We start from the raw sequence: 19319 nt of genomic DNA, 5'->3' as shown, positions 1-19319 counted from the left end.
AGATAGGTACGAGTAGTGGTTTACGCAGTAGTGCGCGCCGGCGGTCGGCAGGAGAAGGTCGAAGTCGGCACCATCGTGACGATGGACCGCATCAAGGCAGACAAGGACGGCAACGTCAAGCTCGCCGCGGTGCTCCTCGTCGACGGCGACAAGATCACCTCCGACGCCAAGGCGCTCGAGAAGGTCACGGTCACGGCCGAGGTCCTCAACGACCTCCGCGGTCCGAAGATCGTGATCCAGAAGTTCAAGAACAAGACCGGCTACAAGAAGCGCCAGGGGCACCGTCAGGACCTCACGCGCGTCAAGGTCACTGGAATCAAGTAAGGGCCCGGGAGAAGCGAAATGGCACACAAAAAGGGAGCAAGCTCCACTCGCAACGGTCGTGACTCCAACGCGCAGCGCCTCGGCGTGAAGCGCTTCGGCGGCCAGGTCGTCGGCGCAGGCGAGATCATCGTCCGCCAGCGCGGCACGCACTTCCACCCGGGCGCGGGCGTCGGTCGCGGTGGCGACGACACCCTGTTCGCGCTCGAGGCCGGTGCAGTGCAGTTCGGCAACAAGGGCGGCCGCAAGGTCGTCAACATCGTGGCGGTCGGCGAATAGTCGATCGACGTTCATCGTGAGGGCGGGCTTCGGCCCGCCCTCACGTGTTTTACTCGGTTTGGAGGATGCAGCATGGTCAGCTTCGTCGACGAGGTGACGCTGTTCCTGCGTGCCGGTCATGGCGGGAACGGCTGCGTCTCCGTTCGCCGTGAGAAGTTCAAGCCGCTCGCCGGCCCCGACGGCGGCAATGGCGGCAACGGCGGCGACATCGTGCTCATCGCCGACCCGCAGGTGACGACACTGCTCGGCTACCACGGGCGTCCGCACCGCTCCTCCGCGAACGGTCAGCCCGGCATGGGCGACCACCGCGCCGGCGCCGTCGGCGAGACCCTCGAACTGCCAGTGCCCGTCGGCACGGTCGTGAAGAACACCGACGGCGTCGAACTCGCCGACCTCACCGAGCCCGGCTCGCGCTTCGTCGCGGCGGCCGGCGGCCTCGGCGGTCTCGGCAACGCCGCCCTCTCGACCACCAAGCGCAAGGCCCCGGGCTTCGCCCTGCTCGGCACGCTCGGCGACGAGGTCGACATCACGCTCGAGCTCAAGTCCATCGCCGACGTCGCGCTCGTCGGCTACCCGTCGGCCGGCAAGTCGAGCCTGATCGCCGCCATGTCGGCTGCTCGACCGAAGATCGCCGACTACCCGTTCACGACGCTGCACCCGAACCTCGGCGTCGTCCAGGCGGGCGACCACCGCTTCACCGTGGCCGACGTTCCCGGCCTCATCGAGGGCGCCAGCGAGGGCAAGGGCCTCGGTCTCGAGTTCCTCCGCCACGTCGAGCGCTGCTCCGCACTGCTGCACGTGCTCGACTGCGCGACGCTCGAGCCCGGCCGCGACCCGATCTCAGACCTCGAGGTCATCCTCGGCGAGCTCGCCGCGTATCCCGTGCCCGAGGGCCAGCTGCCGCTCCTCGAGCGACCGCAGATCATCGCGCTCAACAAGATCGACGTGCCCGAGGCGCGCGAACTGGCCGAGTTCGTGCGTCCCGACCTCGAGGCGCGCGGCTACCGCGTGTTCGAGATCTCGACCGTGAGTCACGAGGGTCTGCGTCAGCTCGGATTCGCCCTCGGCGAACTCGTCGACACGGCTCGCGCAGAGGCCGAAGCTGCGACGCCGCCGGCGCCCGAGCGCATCGTGATGCGGCCGAAGGCCTCCAACGACCCCGGCTTCACCGTGCGCGCAGAGGGCGGCAGCTACGGCACCATGTACCGCGTACTCGGCCAGAAGCCCGAGCGATGGGTGCAGCAGACCGACTTCACGAACGACGAGGCCATCGGCTTCCTCGCCGACCGCCTCGCGAAGCTTGGCGTCGAAGACGCCCTCGTGCGTGCAGGCGCCGACGCCGGTTCGACCGTCGTGATCGGCAAGGGCGCGGGAGTCGTCTTCGACTGGGAGCCCACACTCACCTCCACGGCCGAACTCATCACCGCGCCTCGTGGCACCGACGCCCGGCTCGACGAGAACCGTCGCGCTACGCGCGCCGAGCGCCGCAGCGAGTACTACGAGCGCATGGACGCCAAGGCCGAGGCGCGCGCCGAGCTCGAGCGCGAGCGCACGGCGGGCATGTGGACCGAGCTCGACGAGCAGACCGACGCCGAGGTTGCTGCGGGTGCCGAGGCGGCTCCCGTTGCGGACGCCGAAGCCGGGAAGGACTCGAGCGGCGAGGATCGGGAATGACCCCCGCCAGCCGCGCAGAGATCCCCACCGCGTCGCGCATCGTCGTCAAGGTCGGCTCATCGTCGATCAGCGGTGAGAACTCCGAGCAGATCGGTCCGCTGGTCGATGCCCTCGCCGCTGCACACGCACGGGGCGCCGAGATCGTGCTCGTCTCCTCCGGTGCGATCGCGACCGCCATCCCGTTCCTCAGCCTCGATGGGCGACCGACCGACCTCGCGACCCAGCAGGCGGCGGCGGCGGTCGGGCAGAATGTGCTCATGTGGCGGTACCAGACGAGCCTCGACCGCTACGGGGTGCTCGCGGGTCAGGTGCTGCTCACGGCGGGCGACCTCGAGAACTCCACTCCTCGTTCGAACGCGCAGCGTGCGATGGACCGGTTGCTCGCCCTCCGCATCCTGCCGATCGTCAACGAGAACGACACCGTCGCGACGCACGAGATCCGCTTCGGCGACAACGACCGGCTCGCGGCACTCGTCGCCGAACTCATCGGCGCCGATCTGCTCGTGCTGCTCTCCGACGTCGACGCGCTGTACACGAAGCCGCCGCACCTCGAGGGCGCGCGTCGCATCGAGCACGTGCCCTACGGCGACGATCTGGCCGGCGTCGAGATCGGATCCGCCGGTCGCGCCGGCGTGGGCACCGGGGGAGCGGAGACCAAGGTCTCGGCCGCCCGCATCGCCGCCGAAGCCGGCGCTTCCGTGTTGATCACGGCGACGCCGCTCGTCGCCGAGGCGCTCGCGGGGCACGACATCGGCACCTGGTTCGACCCGGCGCCGCCGCGTCACACGGCGGAGCGCGACATCCCGCTCGCCTAGGCTGGGGGCATGGAGCAGCCCGACCTCGACGTCTCGGTGATCGATACCCGTCTCGCCGCGGCGAAGGACGCCTCACGGCGCCTCGCTCGCGCTTCGACCGCCGAGAAGGACGCGGCGCTCGAGCAGGTGGCGGTGCTGCTCGCCGAGCGCTCGGCCGAGATCATCGAGGCGAACGCGCTCGACCTCGAGGCGGGCCGCACGGCCGGGCTCGGGTCGGGCCTGCTCGATCGCCTCACCCTCGACGAGCGGCGGGTCGCCGCGCTGTCCGACGCGGTTCGCGAGGTCATCGGACTCACCGACCCCGTCGGCGACACCGTGAGCGGCCGCTCGTTGCCGAACGGAGTGCGCATCGACCAGATCCGAGTGCCGCTCGGCGTCATCGGCGCGATCTACGAGGCGCGGCCGAACGTCACGATCGACATCGCCGTGCTCGCGCTGAAGAGCGGCAACGCCGTGGTGCTCCGCGGCGGCACCGCAGCCGAGCAGACGAACCGGGTGCTCCTCCGCGTGCTCCGCGACGCGCTCGATGCTGCCGGACTGCCAGCCGATGCCGTGCAGACCGTCGACGACTTCGGCCGTGCCGGCGCCCGGCACCTCATGCAGGCCCGTGACTACGTCGACGTGCTGATCCCGCGCGGCAGCGCCGGACTCATCCGTGCCGTGGTCGACGAGGCCAAGGTGCCCGTCATCGAGACGGGTGCCGGCGTCGTGCACATGTTCCTCGACGAGAGCGCCCGCGAAGACTGGGCGGTCGACCTCGTGCACAACGCGAAGACCCAGCGACCGAGCGTCTGCAACGCGCTCGAGACGCTGCTCGTGCACGTCGACGCGGCCGAACGGCTGCTGCCGCCGGTGCTCGCGCGCCTCGAGGCATCCGGTGTCACCGTGCATGGCGATGACCGGGTCCGCGCGATCCGGCCCGAGGCGCAGCCCGTCACCGACGAGGACTGGGCCACTGAGCACATGTCGCTCGACATCTCGGTCGGCGTCGTGGACTCGCTCGACGACGCGATGGCGCACATCCGCCGATACTCGACGAAGCACACCGAATCGATCGTGACGAACGATCTCGGCAATGCCGAACGCTTCCTCAACGAGGTCGACGCGGCCGCCGTCATGGTGAACGCCTCGACCCGATTCACCGATGGGGCCGAGTTCGGATTCGGTGCCGAAGTGGGCATCTCCACGCAGAAGCTGCACGCGCGGGGCCCGATGGGCCTGCCCGAACTGACCAGCACGAAGTGGATCGTGCGTGGTGCCGGACATGTGCGCGGCTGACCTCGCTAGACTGTCTGGAGCACGACCCGCAGGATTCGAAAGGAACGGCGAATGAGCCTTGTCACCGCAGTGCAGACCGCGACGGTGTTGACCGAGACGGTGCACGCGAGAGAGCTGCCGATGGAGTCCTGGGTCTACGGTCTCATCGCGCTCGCGATCTTCGCCGCCCTCGGGTTCGTCGTCGCCTCGTACCGTGACGTGGCGAACCGCCACGCCGCCAAGGCCGCGGCCTACGCCGCACGCCACGCCGGAGACGAGCACGGCGGCCACTGAGGCTGGCGAGCGCGCGATGACGGTCGCGGAGCGCCGGCCTCGCATCGGAGTCATGGGCGGAACGTTCGATCCCATTCACCACGGCCACCTGGTCGCGGCGAGTGAGGTCGCGCAGTCGCTCGATCTCGACGAAGTCGTCTTCGTGCCGACCGGCCAGCCGAGCTACAAGTCGAACGTCACCCAGGCGGAGCATCGCTACCTGATGACGGTGATCGCCACGGCGTCGAACCCGCGGTTCACCGTGAGCCGCGTCGACATCGATCGCGAGAAGCCGACGTTCACGATCGATACGCTGCGCGACATCCGCCGCGAACGCCCCGATGCCGACCTCTACTTCATCACCGGCGCCGACGCCATCGCGCAGATCCTCTCCTGGAAAGACGTGCAGGAGCTCTGGGAGCTCGCGCATTTCGTTGCTGTGAGTCGTCCGGGACATGTGCTGTCCGTTTCGGGATTGCCGGAGCAGGACGTAAGCTTGCTGGAAGTTCCGGCACTGGCGATTTCGTCGACCGATTGCCGGAGCAGGGTGCGCCGGGGTTTCCCGGTGTGGTACTTGGTGCCCGATGGGGTCGTCCAGTACATCTCCAAGCACCATCTCTACCGGAGTGTCGTATGACGTCGTCGCAGGATCCGCCGCTGACGCGCCGCGAAATGCGCGAACGCGAGCGACTGCTGGAGCAGCAGGAGCCTTCGGCGACCCCGGATGCCTCCGGTCAGACGCCTCCCGTTCCAGACGTGCCGGTCGCGCCGCAGCAGTCTCAGCCGCCCTTCCCCGTGCAGTCGGTCCCCGCGCCCTCGGCGCCGGTTCCCTCGATGCCGGTCGCGGCGACGAGCCCGGCCTACGCGGCGCCTCGTTCGGCCGGTGGCTTCGGCGAGGCCGTTTCGTTCCCCGTTGCGCCGTCGGCGCCCGCGCCGCAGCAGAGCCCCTTCGCGCCGCGTCCGGTCATCCCCGCGCCGGCCCCCGCACCTGCGGCACCCGTTCAGCCGCCGGCCGAGGCCGCGCCGTACCCGCGCCCCGTCGCCGAGCAGCAGCCATCGCAGCCGTACGGCCTGAATGAGGCGACGACGCCCGAGCGCACGCTCACCCGCCGTGAACTTCGCGCGATGCTCGATGCCAACCAGCTCGACGAGTTCGACCTCGAAGACGACGAGATCGACGACCCGGCTCCGCTGCAGCAGCCAGGGGCCGCCGTGTCGTTCCCGGTGGGGGCGAGCCCGACGCATCCGGTTCGACCCGACGAGGCGATCGTGTCGCCGTCGCCGGCGGTCGGTCACTGGACCGATCAGCTGAACGCCCCGGTCGAGTCGGCAGAGCCGTTCGACCAACTGCTGTCGCGCGGTGGCGTGAGTCACGGCGTTCCGACGACCACCAACGCGCTGATCCTGCCGACGTTGCCCGACCACGGTTCGCTCGGTGGCACGCCCCTCGCATCGAGCGGTGAGATCATCGCCACCGGGTCGATCGACCTGCCGCGCTCGTACGGCGCGACGGGCGTGCACCCCAGCCGCATCGACTCCTCCGACGTCGACCGTCTCTTCGACCAGATCGAAGAGGTCGGCACCGGTGCAGCGCCGGTCGCCGCGACGCGCGCCATCAGCACCCAGGGTGCGGCCCGCGCCATGATCGCCCCGCCGAAGAAGGAGGGCATGAACGTTCCGCTCGTGCTCGCCGTGACCGCCGGAGTGCTCGCACTCGGCGTCGTCGCCACCCTCGTCATCGGCGCCGTCGCGGGGCTGTTCTGATCCGAGACAACCACCACGCACCGGAAGTGAGCGCATGACTGCATCCGACCAGGCCCTCGAGACGCTCGCGCTGGCAGCGCGTGCGGCTGACTCGAAGGGCGGCGATGATCTCGTCGCACTCGACGTGTCGCGCCAGATCCCGTTCGCCGACGTGTTCCTCATCGTCACCGGCAACTCCGAGCGCAACGTCATCGCGATCGCCGATGAGATCGAAGACGTGCTCGGCCGCGCCGGCACGCCGACGAAGCGTCGCGAGGGCCACCAGGTCGGGCGCTGGATCCTGCTCGACTTCGGTGACGTCGTCGTGCACGTGTTCCACCAGGAGGAGCGCCTGTACTACGGTCTGGAGCGCCTCTGGGCCGACTGTCCGGCGCTTCCCGTGGCGCCGTTGCTCGCAGCGAGCAGCTGATCGGAGCGGGCTTCACCGGTCGAGGGTCCCTCGATTTCGTCTGGGGGCGGAGGCTGGTGTAAGCTCAATTCGTTGCCTCAAGCGAGGCAGAACGGGTCTGTGGCGCAGCTGGTAGCGCACCTGCATGGCATGCAGGGGGTCAGGGGTTCGAGTCCCCTCAGATCCACCAAAACCCCTGATGAACATCAAGTTCTCAGGGGTTCTTTTCGTAGAATCGGGACTCTTGGGGCCTTTTTGGGGCCTTTTTGGTTTCGGCCCCGTTCCACAGCGATCTACAACGGATCACCTCGGACGATGAAGTAACAGGGTTTGTGCCGCACTCATAAGGAGTATGAGCACATCTGTTCCGTCCACCGCCCCGTCGGCTCGTCTGATCGAGAGCTTCGGGGACTATCTCACCGTCGACGAGCTCGCAGAGTATCTGCAGCTGTCCAGAGAGACGATCTACCACTGGCGTCTCGAGGGCACCGGCCCGAAGGCGACCAAGCTCGGCAAGCAATTGCGCTACAGCCGGGCGAACGTCGAGGCATGGTTGCGGTCCCGAACGGACCGCCGGTGACCGGTTCGGTTGTGCCCATCTCCCCTGGCAAAGGGCGATTCCGATGGCACGGATCAAACTAGCGCCTGGCTCACACGGGGAGATCACATATCAGGGTCTGCCCGATGGTCGGGTGCGCGGCACGTTGCGCTTCCGGCGTCTCGATGGCAGTTACGGCAAACTCCGAACGCGGGCCGGTTCCAACGCGGCAGCACGTCGGAAGCTGATGGCTTCGATCGAGGAGCAGTATGCGCCGCTCGGTCAATTCGGCGATCTCTCGCCCGATTCTTCGTTCCTGGCTCTGGCACGGGAGTTCATGGACTATGTGGAGTTCACCCAGGAACAGCGCGACACCACCCGGCATGAGAATCGCAGGCTCGTTGAGAAGCAGATCGCGCCACACATGGGAGATCTGGCCATCCGTGAGATCAAGGCCAGCACGGTGGTGCGGGTGTACAAGGCGATACACAACAAGACGCCGAGCACGGCGCGAAACGTGAAAGCACTCATCAGCCAGATCTGCTCCTACGCGGTGATGAACGACCTGATGGTCGCGAACCCCGCCCGCGAGGTGAAGCGAGTCAAGCAGCAGCTCAAACCCATCTACGCTCCCGAGCCGATGGAGCTGGCGGAATTCCGCGGCATCATCCGCAACTACCAAGACCGTCCTGACCGGATGGGTCCGCGACCCTCCGACCTCCTCGGCGATGTCGTCGACCTCATCCTCGCGACCGGTGCTCGTATCGGCGAAGCGGTCGGCCTCAAGTGGGAGTACGTCGACATGGACTCGCTCAAGCCGACCATCACGATCGCCGGCAAGGTCGTCGACTCGAAGGGGCAGCCGAAGCACTGGGAGAACTATCTCAAGAGCGAATCCGGGTGGCGCCGCATCACCATCCCTCCGGAGTTGATCCCGATGCTGCGGCGCCGCAAACTCGCCAGCGGCGGCAACGAGTTCGTCTTCCACACCCGCACTGGGGCGCCTAACGGGACTCAGGACGTGCACCGCGCGCTTCGAAGTGTGCGGGCGTGGGCAGGCATCGATGACGAGCTCGTCCCGCATGCGCTGCGCAAGTCGGCGGTAACGGCTGTCTCGGACGCGCTCGGCCTGGAAGCGGCGGCACGTTTCGCCGGGCATAAGCGCTCCCGCGTCACCGAGCAGTACTACGCCAAGCGCGCCATTGACGCGCCGGACACCTCCGGTGTCCTCGGTCAGCTTCAAGGACGTCCGAAGAATACGGCCCGCGTTCTCGAGATCGACAAAGAGCGCGGGGACCGCCGGGAGGCAGGTTTCTGAGCGTCGGTGCGATTCGGGGTAAGGAACCGGCAGGGAGGTGGAAATTGGCCTTGTCGCGCGCCGGTAGGGACGGGCAGATCGAGTTGGTCGATGGCGAACGACCTACTCGCCTACATCTCCGTTCAGGGCACGATCACGCCGACGATCGACGGACGCACCGACGACGTCGCCCGCCCAGACGCCTGATGCCAGGGAGTTCTACGCACGGCTACTCAGGCCGTTCACGAACACGTCCTTCGTTCTGCTCGGAGCGTGCCACATGGAGACGCTGGCTCCACTGGTAGACCGCGCCAACTGCATCGATGCCGCTGACGCCGACCACGGCGTCGTCTTGTTCGTGCAGGACGATGAACTCCTCGGCCTGCTCGATTCGAGTCTCGGGGTGCCCGGTGTAGCCGACGCCGGCGATCATCTGCCCGTAGATCATGGCCATGAATGCGCTGCGGGGGCGATACGGGCCCGGGTCTTCTCCTCGGCCGTAGTCGTGGAGCAGCATCCGAGCGGCGTGCATTCCCTGCGCGGCCCCGTCGTCCCAGTGATCGATGCGCCACGTTCCGAGGTGGTCGTCGTGATGCACGGCCATGCCACCTGCCGCGTACACGCCCTCGAGGTCGCGCGCGCAGAGCCGATCGTCGACGGCCACCCCTTCGCTCCATGGCGCAAGCGCGACAGGTGTCGTGCCGAGCGCGAGAACGACTAGATCGACGGTGAGGTCGGTTCCGTTATCGAGTGTGATGACCGTCGCATCCGTTTCGGGATGAATCCGCCGGATGGTGCGGCCGAAGAAGGTGGCCACCCTCGACTGGTGATCGGCCGCGATGCGTTCGGCAACGGGCCTGCCCAGCGCGGCAATGCCCGGTATTTCACTCCGAGCGATGAGGCTGATCTGGTGGCCTTGTGCCTGCAGCACCGAAGCGGTCTCCGACGCGGTCAGTCCAGCGCCATAGATCGCGACTCGCGCCTGCATGCCGCAGGCGTTGATGACCTCCCTGATTCGGACGGCGTCGTCGAGCGAGTGCAGGGTCACCAGCGTTCCGGCCTCCTCGGCCTGTTCTGCGCCCGGGACAGAGTCGAGACCGCGTGCTCGGCTCCCGGTCGCGACGATGAGCGAGTCGTAGTCGATCGTTGCGCCTGAGGCCAGGCGAACCTGCCGAGTTTCGATGTCGACGAATTCGGCTGTGTCAGCGATGAAGTCCGTTTGCGGCATGGGCAGCCGAATGAGCTCAAGGGTGGTCAAACCGAAGGCGACGCCTTTGATGAGCATTCGCGTATAGGGGGTCTCATCGGTCTGTCCGACCAGAGTGGTCCGGATACCGTCATGACTGGCGAGTGCGCGAGCGGCGGAAGTACCCGCCGCTCCGGCGCCGAGAATCACGGCATGGTGTGCGGTCATGTGTTGCGTTCTCCAGTTTCGGTGAGATCTTGCCGCGGCAGCCGGGGTTCGCGGCCCGCGAGAACGGGCCGCGAACCTTTCATCCGCGTTGCTATGCCATGTTGGCGGCGTACCTGGCGGGGTCCGAGTCGAAGGCGGGCCCGCATCCGGCGCAGCAGAAGTAGTACCGCTCGCCTTCGTGGTCGCGGTACAGGCCGGCAGCTTCAGCGGCCTTCTTGCTGACGGCGCTGCCGACCATGACGGGGCAGGTGGTCAGGTCGTCGCTGGCACCGGCGAGCAGGTTCTCATGACCACTGCTTGCCGCGGCAGGGTTGGCCGCGCTCGTGCTGCAACAGCTGGAGCTCGCCTGGAGGTCGTTCGTCATCGTGGGTGATTCCCTTCGTTCCTTCTTGTGGGTGGTCTGGGTTCGTCGCATCACTGCTTGGCGAGGCTCTTGAACCCGCGCAGGCGCAGGCTGTTGCCCACGACGAAGACGCTCGAGAGCGCCATCGCAGCCCCTGCGAGCATCGGGTTGAGCATGCCGAGCGCCGCGACAGGGATAGCTGCGACGTTGTAGGCGAATGCCCAGAACAGGTTGGTCTTGATGGTTCCGAGGGTCTTGCGCGCGAGGCGGATCGCATCGACCGCGCTGCGCAGGTCGCCCCGCACGAGCGTGATGTCGGAGGCTTCGATCGCGACGTCGGCGCCCGTGCCCATGGCCAGACCGAGGTCGGCCTGAGCGAGGGCCGGGGCGTCGTTCACGCCGTCGCCGATCATCGCGACGACCTTGCCTTCACGCTGCAACCGGGCGACGACGTCGACCTTGTCGCTCGGCAGCACTTCGGCGATGACCTCTTCGATGCCGACCTCCGTGGCGATCTGCCGGGCGACGGCCTCGTTGTCACCGGTCAACAGCACCGGAGTGAGACCGATCGCCTTGAGCTGTGCGATCGCCTCGGCGCTCGTCGGCTTGACCGTGTCGGCCACGACGAGGATGCCTCGTGCATGCCCATCCCAGCCGACCGCGACCACGGTCTTGCCTTCGCCTTCGGCGCGCGCCTTGGTGGAAGCCAGTTCACGGCTCAGGTGCAACGACCACTCGGCGAGCAACGACTGGCGGCCCACCACGACGGCATGGGCATCGACGATGCCCTGCACGCCCTTGCCCTCGACGTTCGCGAAGCCCTCGACGGCCGGCAGCACGCCGATCTCCTGGGTCGCTCCCTTCGCGATGGCCTGCGCGATCGGGTGCTCCGAGGCATCCTCCAGCGCCCCGGCCAGCCTGAGCAGTTCGTCACGCTCGGTGCCGGGCTCGACGACCACATCGACGAGCGTCATCTTGCCGGTGGTCACCGTGCCGGTCTTGTCGAGCACGACGGTGTCGATCCTGCGGGTGGACTCGAGCACCTCCGGCCCCTTGATGAGCACGCCCATCTGCGCGCCACGGCCGGTGCCGACGAGCAGCGCGGTCGGCGTCGCCAGGCCGAGCGCGCACGGGCACGCGATCACCAGCACGGCGACCGCCGCGGTGAACGCCGCCGTCACGGGGAACCCCGCGCCGAGCCAGCCGCCGAGTGCGGCGACTGCGATCACGATCACGATCGGCACGAATACGCCGGAGATGCGGTCGGCCAGGCGCTGCACTTCGGCCTTGCCGGTTTGCGCTTCTTCGACGAGCTTGGCCATCTGCGCGAGCTGCGTATCCGACCCGATGCGGGTCGCACGCACCACGAGCCGGCCGCCGGCGTTGGTCGTGGCGCCGGTGACCGCGTCGCCCTCGGCGACCTCGACCGGCACCGATTCGCCGGTGAGCATCGAGGCATCGACAGCGGATGTCCCGGACACCACGACCCCGTCGGTGGCGATCTTCTCACCGGGGCGCACGATGAACTCGTCGCCGATCTGCAGGTCCTCCACGGGGATCTTCGTCTCGACGCCGGCGCGCAGCACCGAGACCTCTTTCGCGCCGAGCTCGAGCAGGGCTCGCAGGGCAGCGCCGGCCTGGCGCTTCGATCGCTTCTCGAAGTAGCGCCCGGCGAGGATGAACATGGTCACCCCGGCGCCCACCTCGAGGTAGATGTTCGCGGCGCCGTCCGACGGGGCCAGGGCGAATTCGAACGGATGCGTCATGCCGGGGGTGCCGGCCGTGCCGAAGAACAGCGCGTAGATCGACCACAGGAAGGCGGCCGACGTGCCCATGGAGATGAGCGTGTCCATGGTTGCTGCACCGTGCTTGAGGTTCGTCCACGCCGCTTTGTGGAACGGCCACGCCGCCCAGATGATCACGGGTGCCGCGAGCGCGAGTGACGCCCACTGCCAGTAGGTGAACTGCATCGCCGGAATCATGGCCATCGCGATGACCGGCAGGGTCAGCACGATCGAGCCGATGAGTCGGTGGCGCAGCGAGGTCAGCTCGGGGTCTTCGGCGTCGCCGTCGCCCGCGGATGCATCGCTCTTCGAGCGGCCCTTGGGTGCGGGAACGACGGCGGAGTACCCGGTCTTCTCGACCTCGGCGATCAGCAGGGCCGGATCGTATCCGTCGGGCACGGTGACCTTCGCCTTCTCGGTCGCGTAGTTCACCGTGGCGGTCACGCCGTCGAGCTTGTTCAGCTTGTTCTCGATCCGCATCGCGCAGGAGGCGCAGGTCATCCCGCCGATCTCCAACTCGACGCCGGTGCCCACGGTCGGGGGCGCTGATGTGCTCATGTGTCGTTCCTTCTGCTAGCTGCTTACAGGCGGGACCTGACGGTCAGTGCCCTTCTGAATGCGATCCGCTCTCGATGCCCGTGACGCTCTCGCTGTGGGCGGCGTCGAGCACGAACTCGGCGGTGTGCACCTGTCCGTCGACCTGGAAATCCAGGTACAGCAGGTAGCGGCCCTCAGTCGGGGCCTCCGCGGCGAACACGATCTCCGGCCCGGCCGTCTCGCCGGCCTCGGGGTCGCCACCCTCGGCGTGCACGTGAAGGAACGCGAGGTCGCCCTCACGCAGCGCCACAAGGTGACCGAACGCGCCGAGGTACGGCTCGAGGGTCGTGACCGGCTCGCCCGCGCGAGCGACGGTGATGGTGACCTCGCTCGGCGAGCCCGCCACGAGGTCGCCCTCGATCGAGACATCGAAGCCGTCGACCGAATCGGCTTGCGAGGGCTGCGGAGCCACCGGCGCGAACTCGCCCGCGACCTGAACGGTGCGGGTGAGCGTCAGCGGCTGGGCCACTGCACCGGCAGTCGTGAAGTCGGCGAACACGCGGTAGGTGCCTGCCGCGGCCCACTCCCACGGCAGCGACCACGTGCCCGTCACTTCGTCGAGTGCCGGGTGCACGTGACGGAACTGGCTGCCGTCGGATCGAGCGACGATCAGATGCAGTTCGCGATCGTGAGCGGTCGTGTACTCGGTGACCGGCGTGCCGGCGGCATCCTGAATCTGGAAGCTCAGCTCGCCGGGAGCGCCGACCGTCGCGGGTGCCTGCACTGGAGACAGCACGAAGCCGTCGATCTCGAGTGCGAGGCCCTTCAGTGCGGCTGCGTTCGAGGCTGCGCCGTCGGAAGCGGCGCTCCCGGAATCGTGACCTTCGTCGTGTCCGTTCATCTCAGTCCCTTCAGTCCACCCGGCGACGACGCTGCCGGGAATCACGGCGCCGGCGAAGACGAATGCCGTGCCGAACGCCGCAACCAACCCGAGCCCGTAGAGGGCGAGGCGTGCGCCGGTCTTCATGCCGCTCGCACCGCCGAGTAGCCGGCCTCCTCCACGGCCGCCAGAACCTGAGCGTCGTCGACCGTGTCGGAGCCCGTCACCGCGAGTCGGCCCGTCTGCGCGCTCACCGAGATGTCGTGCACCCCGGGGATCTGGCCGACCTCTTCACGGATCGACATCTCGCAGTGCCCGCAGGTCATGCCCGTCACCTGATACTCGTTCGTGGCCATCGCGTATCCTCATTCCGTTCTGCTATACCCCTACCGGGTACTTCGTCAAACGGTATACCCCCATGGGGTATTCCGCAAACCGTGCATGCATACGTGATCGGAGCGTCCGATGTCCGCGCGTGCGCACCGGGTAGTGAGTGCAGGACGTGTGACTTCCGGTCTACGTCGTGGCTCGCCGAGGCTCACGTCCCGCCGGCACAGGATCACCGCACGGCGACGGGCGCGCTATAGGCGCGCTTGGCTTCCCGCGATGCCGGCACGGCGCGACCCTCCGAGGGAGTTGGTTCGTCTTCGAAGGTGATGCGGTGGGGCCAAGCGATCCAGCCGGCAACAGCTCCGATGACGGCGAGCGCGGCGAGGATGGACCAGGCGACGGTGAATCCTGAGATCGTGCCGAGCCAGCCGGCGATCGGATAGGTGACCAGCCACGCCAGGTGCGAGAGCGAGAACTGCGCAGCGAACGCCGCGGGCAGTTCGGACCTTTCGACCGCAGAGCGAATGACGCGCCCGGTGGGAGTGACGATCAGCGCCATCCCGCCCCCGATGACCACCCAGATCGTCATGGTCACCGTCCACGCGTTGACCTCACTTGCCACCATTGCGACTGTGGCGAACACTCCGACGAGTAACGTCAGAGCACCGGTCATCATCACTGTACGGTCGGCGATCCGGTCGAGCACGCGCGGCAAGAACAGTGCGACCACGAGCGTTCCACCACCAGACGCTGCGAGCATCCACGCGACATCCGCCTGTGTGCCGCCAAGGTGGTCACGCACATAGTTGACCGTGTTCACCACAACTATCGAACCGGCGGCGGCGACCACGAGGTTCAGCGCCATCACACCGCGAAGCTGCCTTGTCGCTGTGAAGGTCTTGACACCCGACGTGAGACGATCCCACGCTGAACTGCGTGCGTTCCGCGCCGCGTTGGGGACACGAGTCGAGAGCACCAGCACGGCCGAGACGATAAAGCCGACGGAGGTGCCTACGAACAGCCAATTGAAGGTCATGAACGTCAGTGCGACTGCAGCCAGCACCGGGCTGAACAGACTCTCCATCGTGTAGGCGACCTGTGAGGCCGAGAGCGCGCGCGTGTAGTCAGATTCCTTGCTCACGATATCAGGGATCACTGCCTGAAAGGTGGGCGTGAAGGCCGCAGAGGCGGCTTGCAGAACTCCGATGAGAGCGTATATGTGCCAGATCTCGGACACGAAAGGCAGCGCGAGCACCACGCCCGCGCGTACGACGTCTAGCAGTGTCAGGAACAGGCGTCGGGGCAGGCGGTCCGCGTATGCAGCCGCGAGAGGGGCGATGAGGACGTACATCGCCATCTTGATTGTCAGGGCTGTGCCAAGGACTACCCCGGCGGCGGAGCCAGCCAGATCGTATGCGAGAAGGCCAAGTGCAACAGTCGCCAAACCGGTACCGAAGAGCGCAATCACCTGGGCGCTGAACAGATGACGATAGTCGCGAATTGCGAACAAACTCATGGCGGTCTCCTCAGATCTCGTATGCTTCACATCGGTCAACTCAATACCCCTAGGGGGTATTCCGTTGAGCCGAGGCGAGCGTCGAGAACGGTCGTCCACACTGAAGCCGAAAGCGGTCTGGAAACGAGTCGCTACTCGGTCAGTGGCGCCGAGTTATGCCCGCGAGCACGACAGTGCACAATCGATGAACTGCCGCGCTGCTTTCCAACGTTGCAGCCGCAGAGAGCGCGTGCAGGCAGTAGTTCGCGAGCTCGCGGGGTGGGATATCGTCCCGGACGACTCCGGCCTGTACCCGTTCGCCGATGAGTTTTGTGAAGAGGTCGATGAGATGCTGGTGCGCGCTGTCGACGTGGCCGTCGTGGCCGTGGCTGCTCGATCGGTGGTGCACGCGCTCGGGGTGCAGCATCGGTGCCAGCGCGGAGTCAGCGCGTTCGCGATGGTGCAGTGCGTATACCTCCAACACTGCTTCGAGGCGCCGAGATGGCTGGGCCCGGTCACTGGCATCCTCGAGCTCCGCAAGGTGTCGTGAGACCTGGCGCTCGTGCCAAGCGGCAATGACCGACTCCACATCCGGAAAGTACTTGTAGAGCGTTGCGCGGCCAATGCCGGTGGTCTCCGCGATCTCGGACATCGTCGCCGATGCGAGGCCGCGCCGAGCAATCACTTCAGCTGCTGCGTCGAGCGCTGCATCTCGGACGGCGTGGCGGTGTGTCTCGATGGTTTCGCTCCACAGCCGCGGCACGCTTCGAGTATAGGCCGGATGCATACGAATCGTCACTTATGGAGACATACTGTACTGAAAACGAGAAGTGGAGGATTCAGATGGTGGATGACGAGAGACGCAAGACGCCCGCTCCGCCCGGTGGCAACGATCGCTCTCGAATGCCTTTGTGGGTGAAGGTCTCATGCGGTGTCGGGCTCGCCGTAATTGTCGTGTTCGTACTCCTGCACCTGACGGGCAACGGGATGGTTGGTCACTGACCATGGGACCGATGCTCCGCAGATCCCTCCTCATCGTCCACGTCCTAAGCTCCGTCGGTTGGTTCGGCGCCGTCGCCGCGTTCCTCGCGCTGGCGATAACCGGACTCGGAAGCGGCGATGATCAACTCGTTTCTACAATGTACCTGGCCGCGCAGCTCATCACCTGGTGCATCATCGTCCCCTTCGGCGCCCTTTCGTTCCTGAGCGGGGTCCTTCAAGCACTCGGCACACACTGGGGGTTGGTGCGGCATTATTGGGTGCTCATGAAGCTCGTGCTCACGACCGGGGCGCTGGGCCTCCTGATCCTCCACACAAGTGTCGTCGACGCGGCAGCCGGTCACGCTGCCGGCGGAGGAGCGGACGGGCTCGACGCGATGAGGCTCCAGCTCGTCATCGATTCGGCGGCGGCTTGCGCGGTGCTTGCCCTCACCACCCTGCTCTCCGTCGTGAAGCCCCGCGGGCGAACGCCATTCCGCGAGAATCGATAACGAGAGCCGCGTCAGGGCAAGACCGGGCCGCACGAATCACCCCGTCCACATCAGGATTGACGGATACCAGTGGGGGGTATATTTTCGGGGCATGACCGACGAGCATCAGCACAAATCTGACGATGCGCCGGCAGCCGCGCGTGCTGCCGCGGCACCCCAGCATCACGATCACCCCGTGGCAGACGATCATGGTCACCAGCATTCCGGCCCTACCGGAGAAATGAGCCACGCCCGTCACGGCCAGACGAGTCGCTCCGACCCAGACGGACACGAAGCTCACGAAACTCACGCCGAGCACGGAGGTCACGCCGAGCACGGAGGTCACGGCGACCACGGCGGTCACGGAGGGCACGGCGACCACGTCGACCAGTTCCGTCGCCTGTTCTGGATCATGCTGATCTTCGCGGCGCCGACGATCGTGTTCAGCCCGATGTTCGCGGCGATCCTCGGCTATCAGCTCCCTGACAACGCGTTGGTGCCATGGATCTCGCCCGTGCTCGGCACGATCATGTTCTTCTGGGGCGGCCGGCCGTTTCTCACGGGAGCCTGGTCAGAGCTGAAGGCGCGTCAACCGGGAATGATGCTTCTCATCGGCCTGGCGATCACGGTCGCGTACTTCGCTTCGCTCGGCGCGAGCCTCGGCATCCTCAGTCATGAGCTCGATTTCTGGTGGGAGCTCGCATTGCTGATCGTGATCATGCTCCTCGGCCACTGGATTGAGATGCGCTCGATCATGCAGGCCTCCTCGGCTCTCGATGCACTCGCGGCGCTGCTGCCCGACGAGGCCGAGCGGGTGACGGATGCCCCGGACGGCTCGAGCACGATCGAGACCGTTCCCCCGTCAGAGCTCCAGGTCGGGGACATCGTAATCGTGCGACCCGGCGGGCGTGTCCCGGCCGACGGCGACGTCGTCGACGGTACCGCGGCGATGGACGAGTCCATGGTCACCGGCGAGTCCATCGCGGTGAGCAGGGGACCGGGCGACCACGTCGTCGCCGGCACCGTCGCGACCGACACCGCGATCCGCATACGCGTCAGCGCAGTGGGCGCTGACACAGCACTCGCTGGCATTCAGCGACTCGTCGCGCAGGCGCAGGCCTCGAGCTCTCGCGCCCAGCGGCTCGCTGACCGCGCCGCAGGCTGGCTGTTCTGGTTTGCGCTCGGCGCCGCCGTCATCACCGCGATCGCTTGGACGCTTCTCGGCAATCCCGACGACGCGGTCGTGCGTACGATCACCGTGCTCGTGATCGCGTGCCCCCACGCGCTCGGCCTGGCCATCCCGCTCGTCGTGTCGATCGCGACGGAACGCGCAGCCCGCGGGGGAGTGCTCGTCACCGACCGCCTCGCCCTCGAAACCATGCGCACCGTGGGCGCGGTGCTGTTTGACAAGACCGGCACCCTCACCAAGGGCGAGCCGGCGGTCGTGGAAGTCGCCGCCGCGCCAGGGTTCACCATCGATGAGGTATTCGCACAGGCAGGTGCTGCGGAAGCGGATTCGGAGCATCCCCTCGCGAAGGCGATCGTTGCCGAGGCGCACCGCCGTGTGTCGCACGTGCACCCCGCATCCGACTTCACTGCGTCGCCTGCACTCGGGGTACGGGCGATCGCGCACGGCCGTGTCGTCGAAGTCGGTGGCCCCAGGCTCCTAGCGCGCGACCGCATCGCGCCGCTCGAGGTATCCACCAGCTGGAGCGAATCCGGCAAGACGGTACTGCATGTGCTCGTGGACGGCACCATCATCGGTGCCCTCGCTCTTGCCGACGAGATCCGGCCCGAATCGCGCGAGGCGGTCGATGCGTTGCATGCGCTCGGCGTGCAGGTCGTGATGATCACTGGTGACGCCGAGCCGGTGGCGCGCTCCGTGGCAGCGACGCTCGGCATCGACCGCGTGTACGCGGGCGTGCACCCCGAGGACAAGTCCGCGAAGGTGCAGGAGCTCCAGTCGGAGGGACTCACTGTCGCGATGGTCGGCGACGGTGTGAACGACGCGCCTGCACTCGCGCAGGCCGATGTCGGCATCGCGATCGGCGCGGGTACCGATGTAGCCATCGCATCCGCCGGCGTGATCCTCGCGTCATCCGACCCCCGATCTGTGATCTCGGTCATCGAACTGTCGCGCGCGAGCTACCGCAAGATGCAGCAGAACCTGTGGTGGGCGGCCGGCTACAACATGGTCTCGGTGCCGCTCGCCGCGGGCGTGCTCGCGCCCGTGGGATTCGTGCTGCCGATGTCGGTCGGTGCAATTCTGATGTCGCTCTCGACGGTCATCGTCGCCGCGAACGCGCAGCTGCTGCGCGGGCTCGATCTTCGCCCCGCGGCGTCGACCAGAGCGGTGCTCGGGCGCCAGGAAGAGCCCGCGAAGGACGGCGTGCGTGCGTAGCGACGCCGCGAGCTTGGAGCTCGGGGTTCGCACTGAGGTAACCCCTGCATGCTGATCCAA

The 19319-nt window shown here is 67.1% G+C and carries 20 protein-coding genes and 1 tRNA gene; 14 read left to right on the top strand and 7 right to left on the bottom strand.

Annotation, left to right across the window (positions count from 1 at the left end; translation table 11 throughout):
- Positions 1 to 15 precede the first annotated feature (15 nt).
- The 12 genes from rplU (at position 16) to BJY17_RS04075 (ending at position 8627) form a co-directional block, all read left to right on the top strand.
- The gene (gene rplU, locus BJY17_RS04130; protein ID WP_074258992.1) at positions 16 to 324 is read left to right on the top strand and encodes a 50S ribosomal protein L21; all 309 of its coding nucleotides are present in this window, start codon (positions 16 to 18) and stop codon (positions 322 to 324) included.
- Positions 325 to 342: 18 nt separating this feature from the next.
- Positions 343 to 600, top strand: a complete 258-nt coding sequence (rpmA, locus tag BJY17_RS04125; RefSeq protein WP_056009138.1) for a 50S ribosomal protein L27 — start codon at positions 343 to 345, stop codon at positions 598 to 600.
- A 72-nt stretch (positions 601 to 672) separates the two neighbouring features.
- The gene (obgE, locus tag BJY17_RS04120; RefSeq protein ID WP_179550249.1) at positions 673 to 2274 is read left to right on the top strand and encodes a GTPase ObgE; all 1602 of its coding nucleotides are present in this window, start codon (positions 673 to 675) and stop codon (positions 2272 to 2274) included.
- Entirely contained in the window at positions 2271 to 3089 is an 819-nt protein-coding gene (proB, locus tag BJY17_RS04115) for a glutamate 5-kinase (protein ID WP_179550248.1), read from the top strand. Before obgE ends, proB begins: the two co-directional genes overlap by 4 nt.
- Positions 3090 to 3098: 9 nt before the next feature.
- Positions 3099 to 4367, top strand: coding sequence for a glutamate-5-semialdehyde dehydrogenase (locus BJY17_RS04110; RefSeq protein ID WP_179550247.1), 1269 nt, complete (start codon positions 3099 to 3101; stop codon positions 4365 to 4367).
- A gap of 51 nt (positions 4368 to 4418) precedes the next feature.
- Positions 4419 to 4640: a hypothetical protein gene (locus tag BJY17_RS04105; RefSeq protein WP_056009123.1), complete on the top strand. Its 222-nt coding sequence runs from the start codon at positions 4419 to 4421 to the stop codon at positions 4638 to 4640.
- Positions 4641 to 4656: 16 nt separating this feature from the next.
- Positions 4657 to 5256 (top strand): nicotinate-nucleotide adenylyltransferase, encoded by a 600-nt coding sequence (gene nadD, locus BJY17_RS04100; protein WP_179550246.1) that lies wholly within the window; start codon positions 4657 to 4659, stop codon positions 5254 to 5256.
- A 35-nt stretch (positions 5257 to 5291) separates the two neighbouring features.
- Positions 5292 to 6383 carry a hypothetical protein gene (locus tag BJY17_RS04095; RefSeq protein ID WP_179550245.1) on the top strand — a complete coding sequence of 364 codons (1092 nt, stop codon included), beginning with the start codon at positions 5292 to 5294 and terminating at the stop codon, positions 6381 to 6383.
- 34 nt (positions 6384 to 6417) lie between these two features.
- Complete coding sequence (rsfS, locus tag BJY17_RS04090; RefSeq protein WP_179550244.1) at positions 6418 to 6792, top strand: ribosome silencing factor; 375 nt, start codon at positions 6418 to 6420, stop codon at positions 6790 to 6792.
- Positions 6793 to 6885: 93 nt separating this feature from the next.
- A tRNA-Ala gene (locus BJY17_RS04085) sits at positions 6886 to 6961 on the top strand.
- 162 nt (positions 6962 to 7123) lie between these two features.
- Positions 7124 to 7351, top strand: a complete 228-nt coding sequence (locus BJY17_RS04080; RefSeq protein WP_179550243.1) for a helix-turn-helix transcriptional regulator — start codon at positions 7124 to 7126, stop codon at positions 7349 to 7351.
- Positions 7352 to 7394: 43 nt separating this feature from the next.
- On the top strand, positions 7395 to 8627 hold the full coding sequence (locus BJY17_RS04075) for a tyrosine-type recombinase/integrase (RefSeq protein ID WP_179550242.1): 1233 nt from the start codon (positions 7395 to 7397) through the stop codon (positions 8625 to 8627).
- Positions 8628 to 8835: 208 nt separating this feature from the next.
- Here BJY17_RS04075 and BJY17_RS04070 read toward each other — a convergent pair whose 3' ends face one another.
- The 7 genes from BJY17_RS04070 to BJY17_RS04040 form a co-directional block, all read right to left on the bottom strand.
- Positions 8836 to 10020 (bottom strand): FAD-dependent oxidoreductase, encoded by a 1185-nt coding sequence (locus tag BJY17_RS04070; protein ID WP_179550241.1) that lies wholly within the window; start codon positions 10018 to 10020, stop codon positions 8836 to 8838.
- 91 nt (positions 10021 to 10111) lie between these two features.
- The gene (locus BJY17_RS04065; RefSeq protein WP_179550240.1) at positions 10112 to 10384 is read right to left on the bottom strand and encodes a YHS domain-containing protein; all 273 of its coding nucleotides are present in this window, start codon (positions 10382 to 10384) and stop codon (positions 10112 to 10114) included.
- A 50-nt stretch (positions 10385 to 10434) separates the two neighbouring features.
- Positions 10435 to 12705 carry a heavy metal translocating P-type ATPase gene (locus tag BJY17_RS04060; RefSeq protein WP_179550239.1) on the bottom strand — a complete coding sequence of 757 codons (2271 nt, stop codon included), beginning with the start codon at positions 12703 to 12705 and terminating at the stop codon, positions 10435 to 10437.
- A gap of 43 nt (positions 12706 to 12748) precedes the next feature.
- Positions 12749 to 13711, bottom strand: a complete 963-nt coding sequence (locus BJY17_RS04055; RefSeq protein WP_179550238.1) for a heavy-metal-associated domain-containing protein — start codon at positions 13709 to 13711, stop codon at positions 12749 to 12751.
- The gene (locus BJY17_RS04050) at positions 13708 to 13920 is read right to left on the bottom strand and encodes a heavy-metal-associated domain-containing protein (protein WP_179550237.1); all 213 of its coding nucleotides are present in this window, start codon (positions 13918 to 13920) and stop codon (positions 13708 to 13710) included. Before BJY17_RS04050 ends, BJY17_RS04055 begins: the two co-directional genes overlap by 4 nt.
- A 203-nt stretch (positions 13921 to 14123) precedes the next feature.
- Positions 14124 to 15410, bottom strand: coding sequence for an MFS transporter (locus BJY17_RS04045; protein ID WP_179550236.1), 1287 nt, complete (start codon positions 15408 to 15410; stop codon positions 14124 to 14126).
- Between the two features lie 139 nt (positions 15411 to 15549).
- Positions 15550 to 16152 (bottom strand): TetR/AcrR family transcriptional regulator, encoded by a 603-nt coding sequence (locus tag BJY17_RS04040; RefSeq protein ID WP_179552707.1) that lies wholly within the window; start codon positions 16150 to 16152, stop codon positions 15550 to 15552.
- Positions 16153 to 16402: 250 nt separating this feature from the next.
- Here BJY17_RS04040 and BJY17_RS04035 point away from each other — a divergent pair, with 250 nt between their 5' ends.
- Both BJY17_RS04035 and BJY17_RS04030 read left to right on the top strand, forming a co-directional pair.
- Positions 16403 to 16879: a DUF2269 domain-containing protein gene (locus tag BJY17_RS04035; protein ID WP_218889846.1), complete on the top strand. Its 477-nt coding sequence runs from the start codon at positions 16403 to 16405 to the stop codon at positions 16877 to 16879.
- A 91-nt stretch (positions 16880 to 16970) separates the two neighbouring features.
- Positions 16971 to 19259, top strand: a complete 2289-nt coding sequence (locus BJY17_RS04030; RefSeq protein ID WP_179550234.1) for a copper-translocating P-type ATPase — start codon at positions 16971 to 16973, stop codon at positions 19257 to 19259.
- Positions 19260 to 19319: the final 60 nt, after the last annotated feature.

This window comes from Agromyces hippuratus, from assembly GCF_013410355.1.
In the GTDB taxonomy this organism is placed as follows: Bacteria; Actinomycetota; Actinomycetes; order Actinomycetales; family Microbacteriaceae; genus Agromyces; species Agromyces hippuratus.
This window is presented reverse-complemented; position numbering and strand designations above follow the sequence as displayed.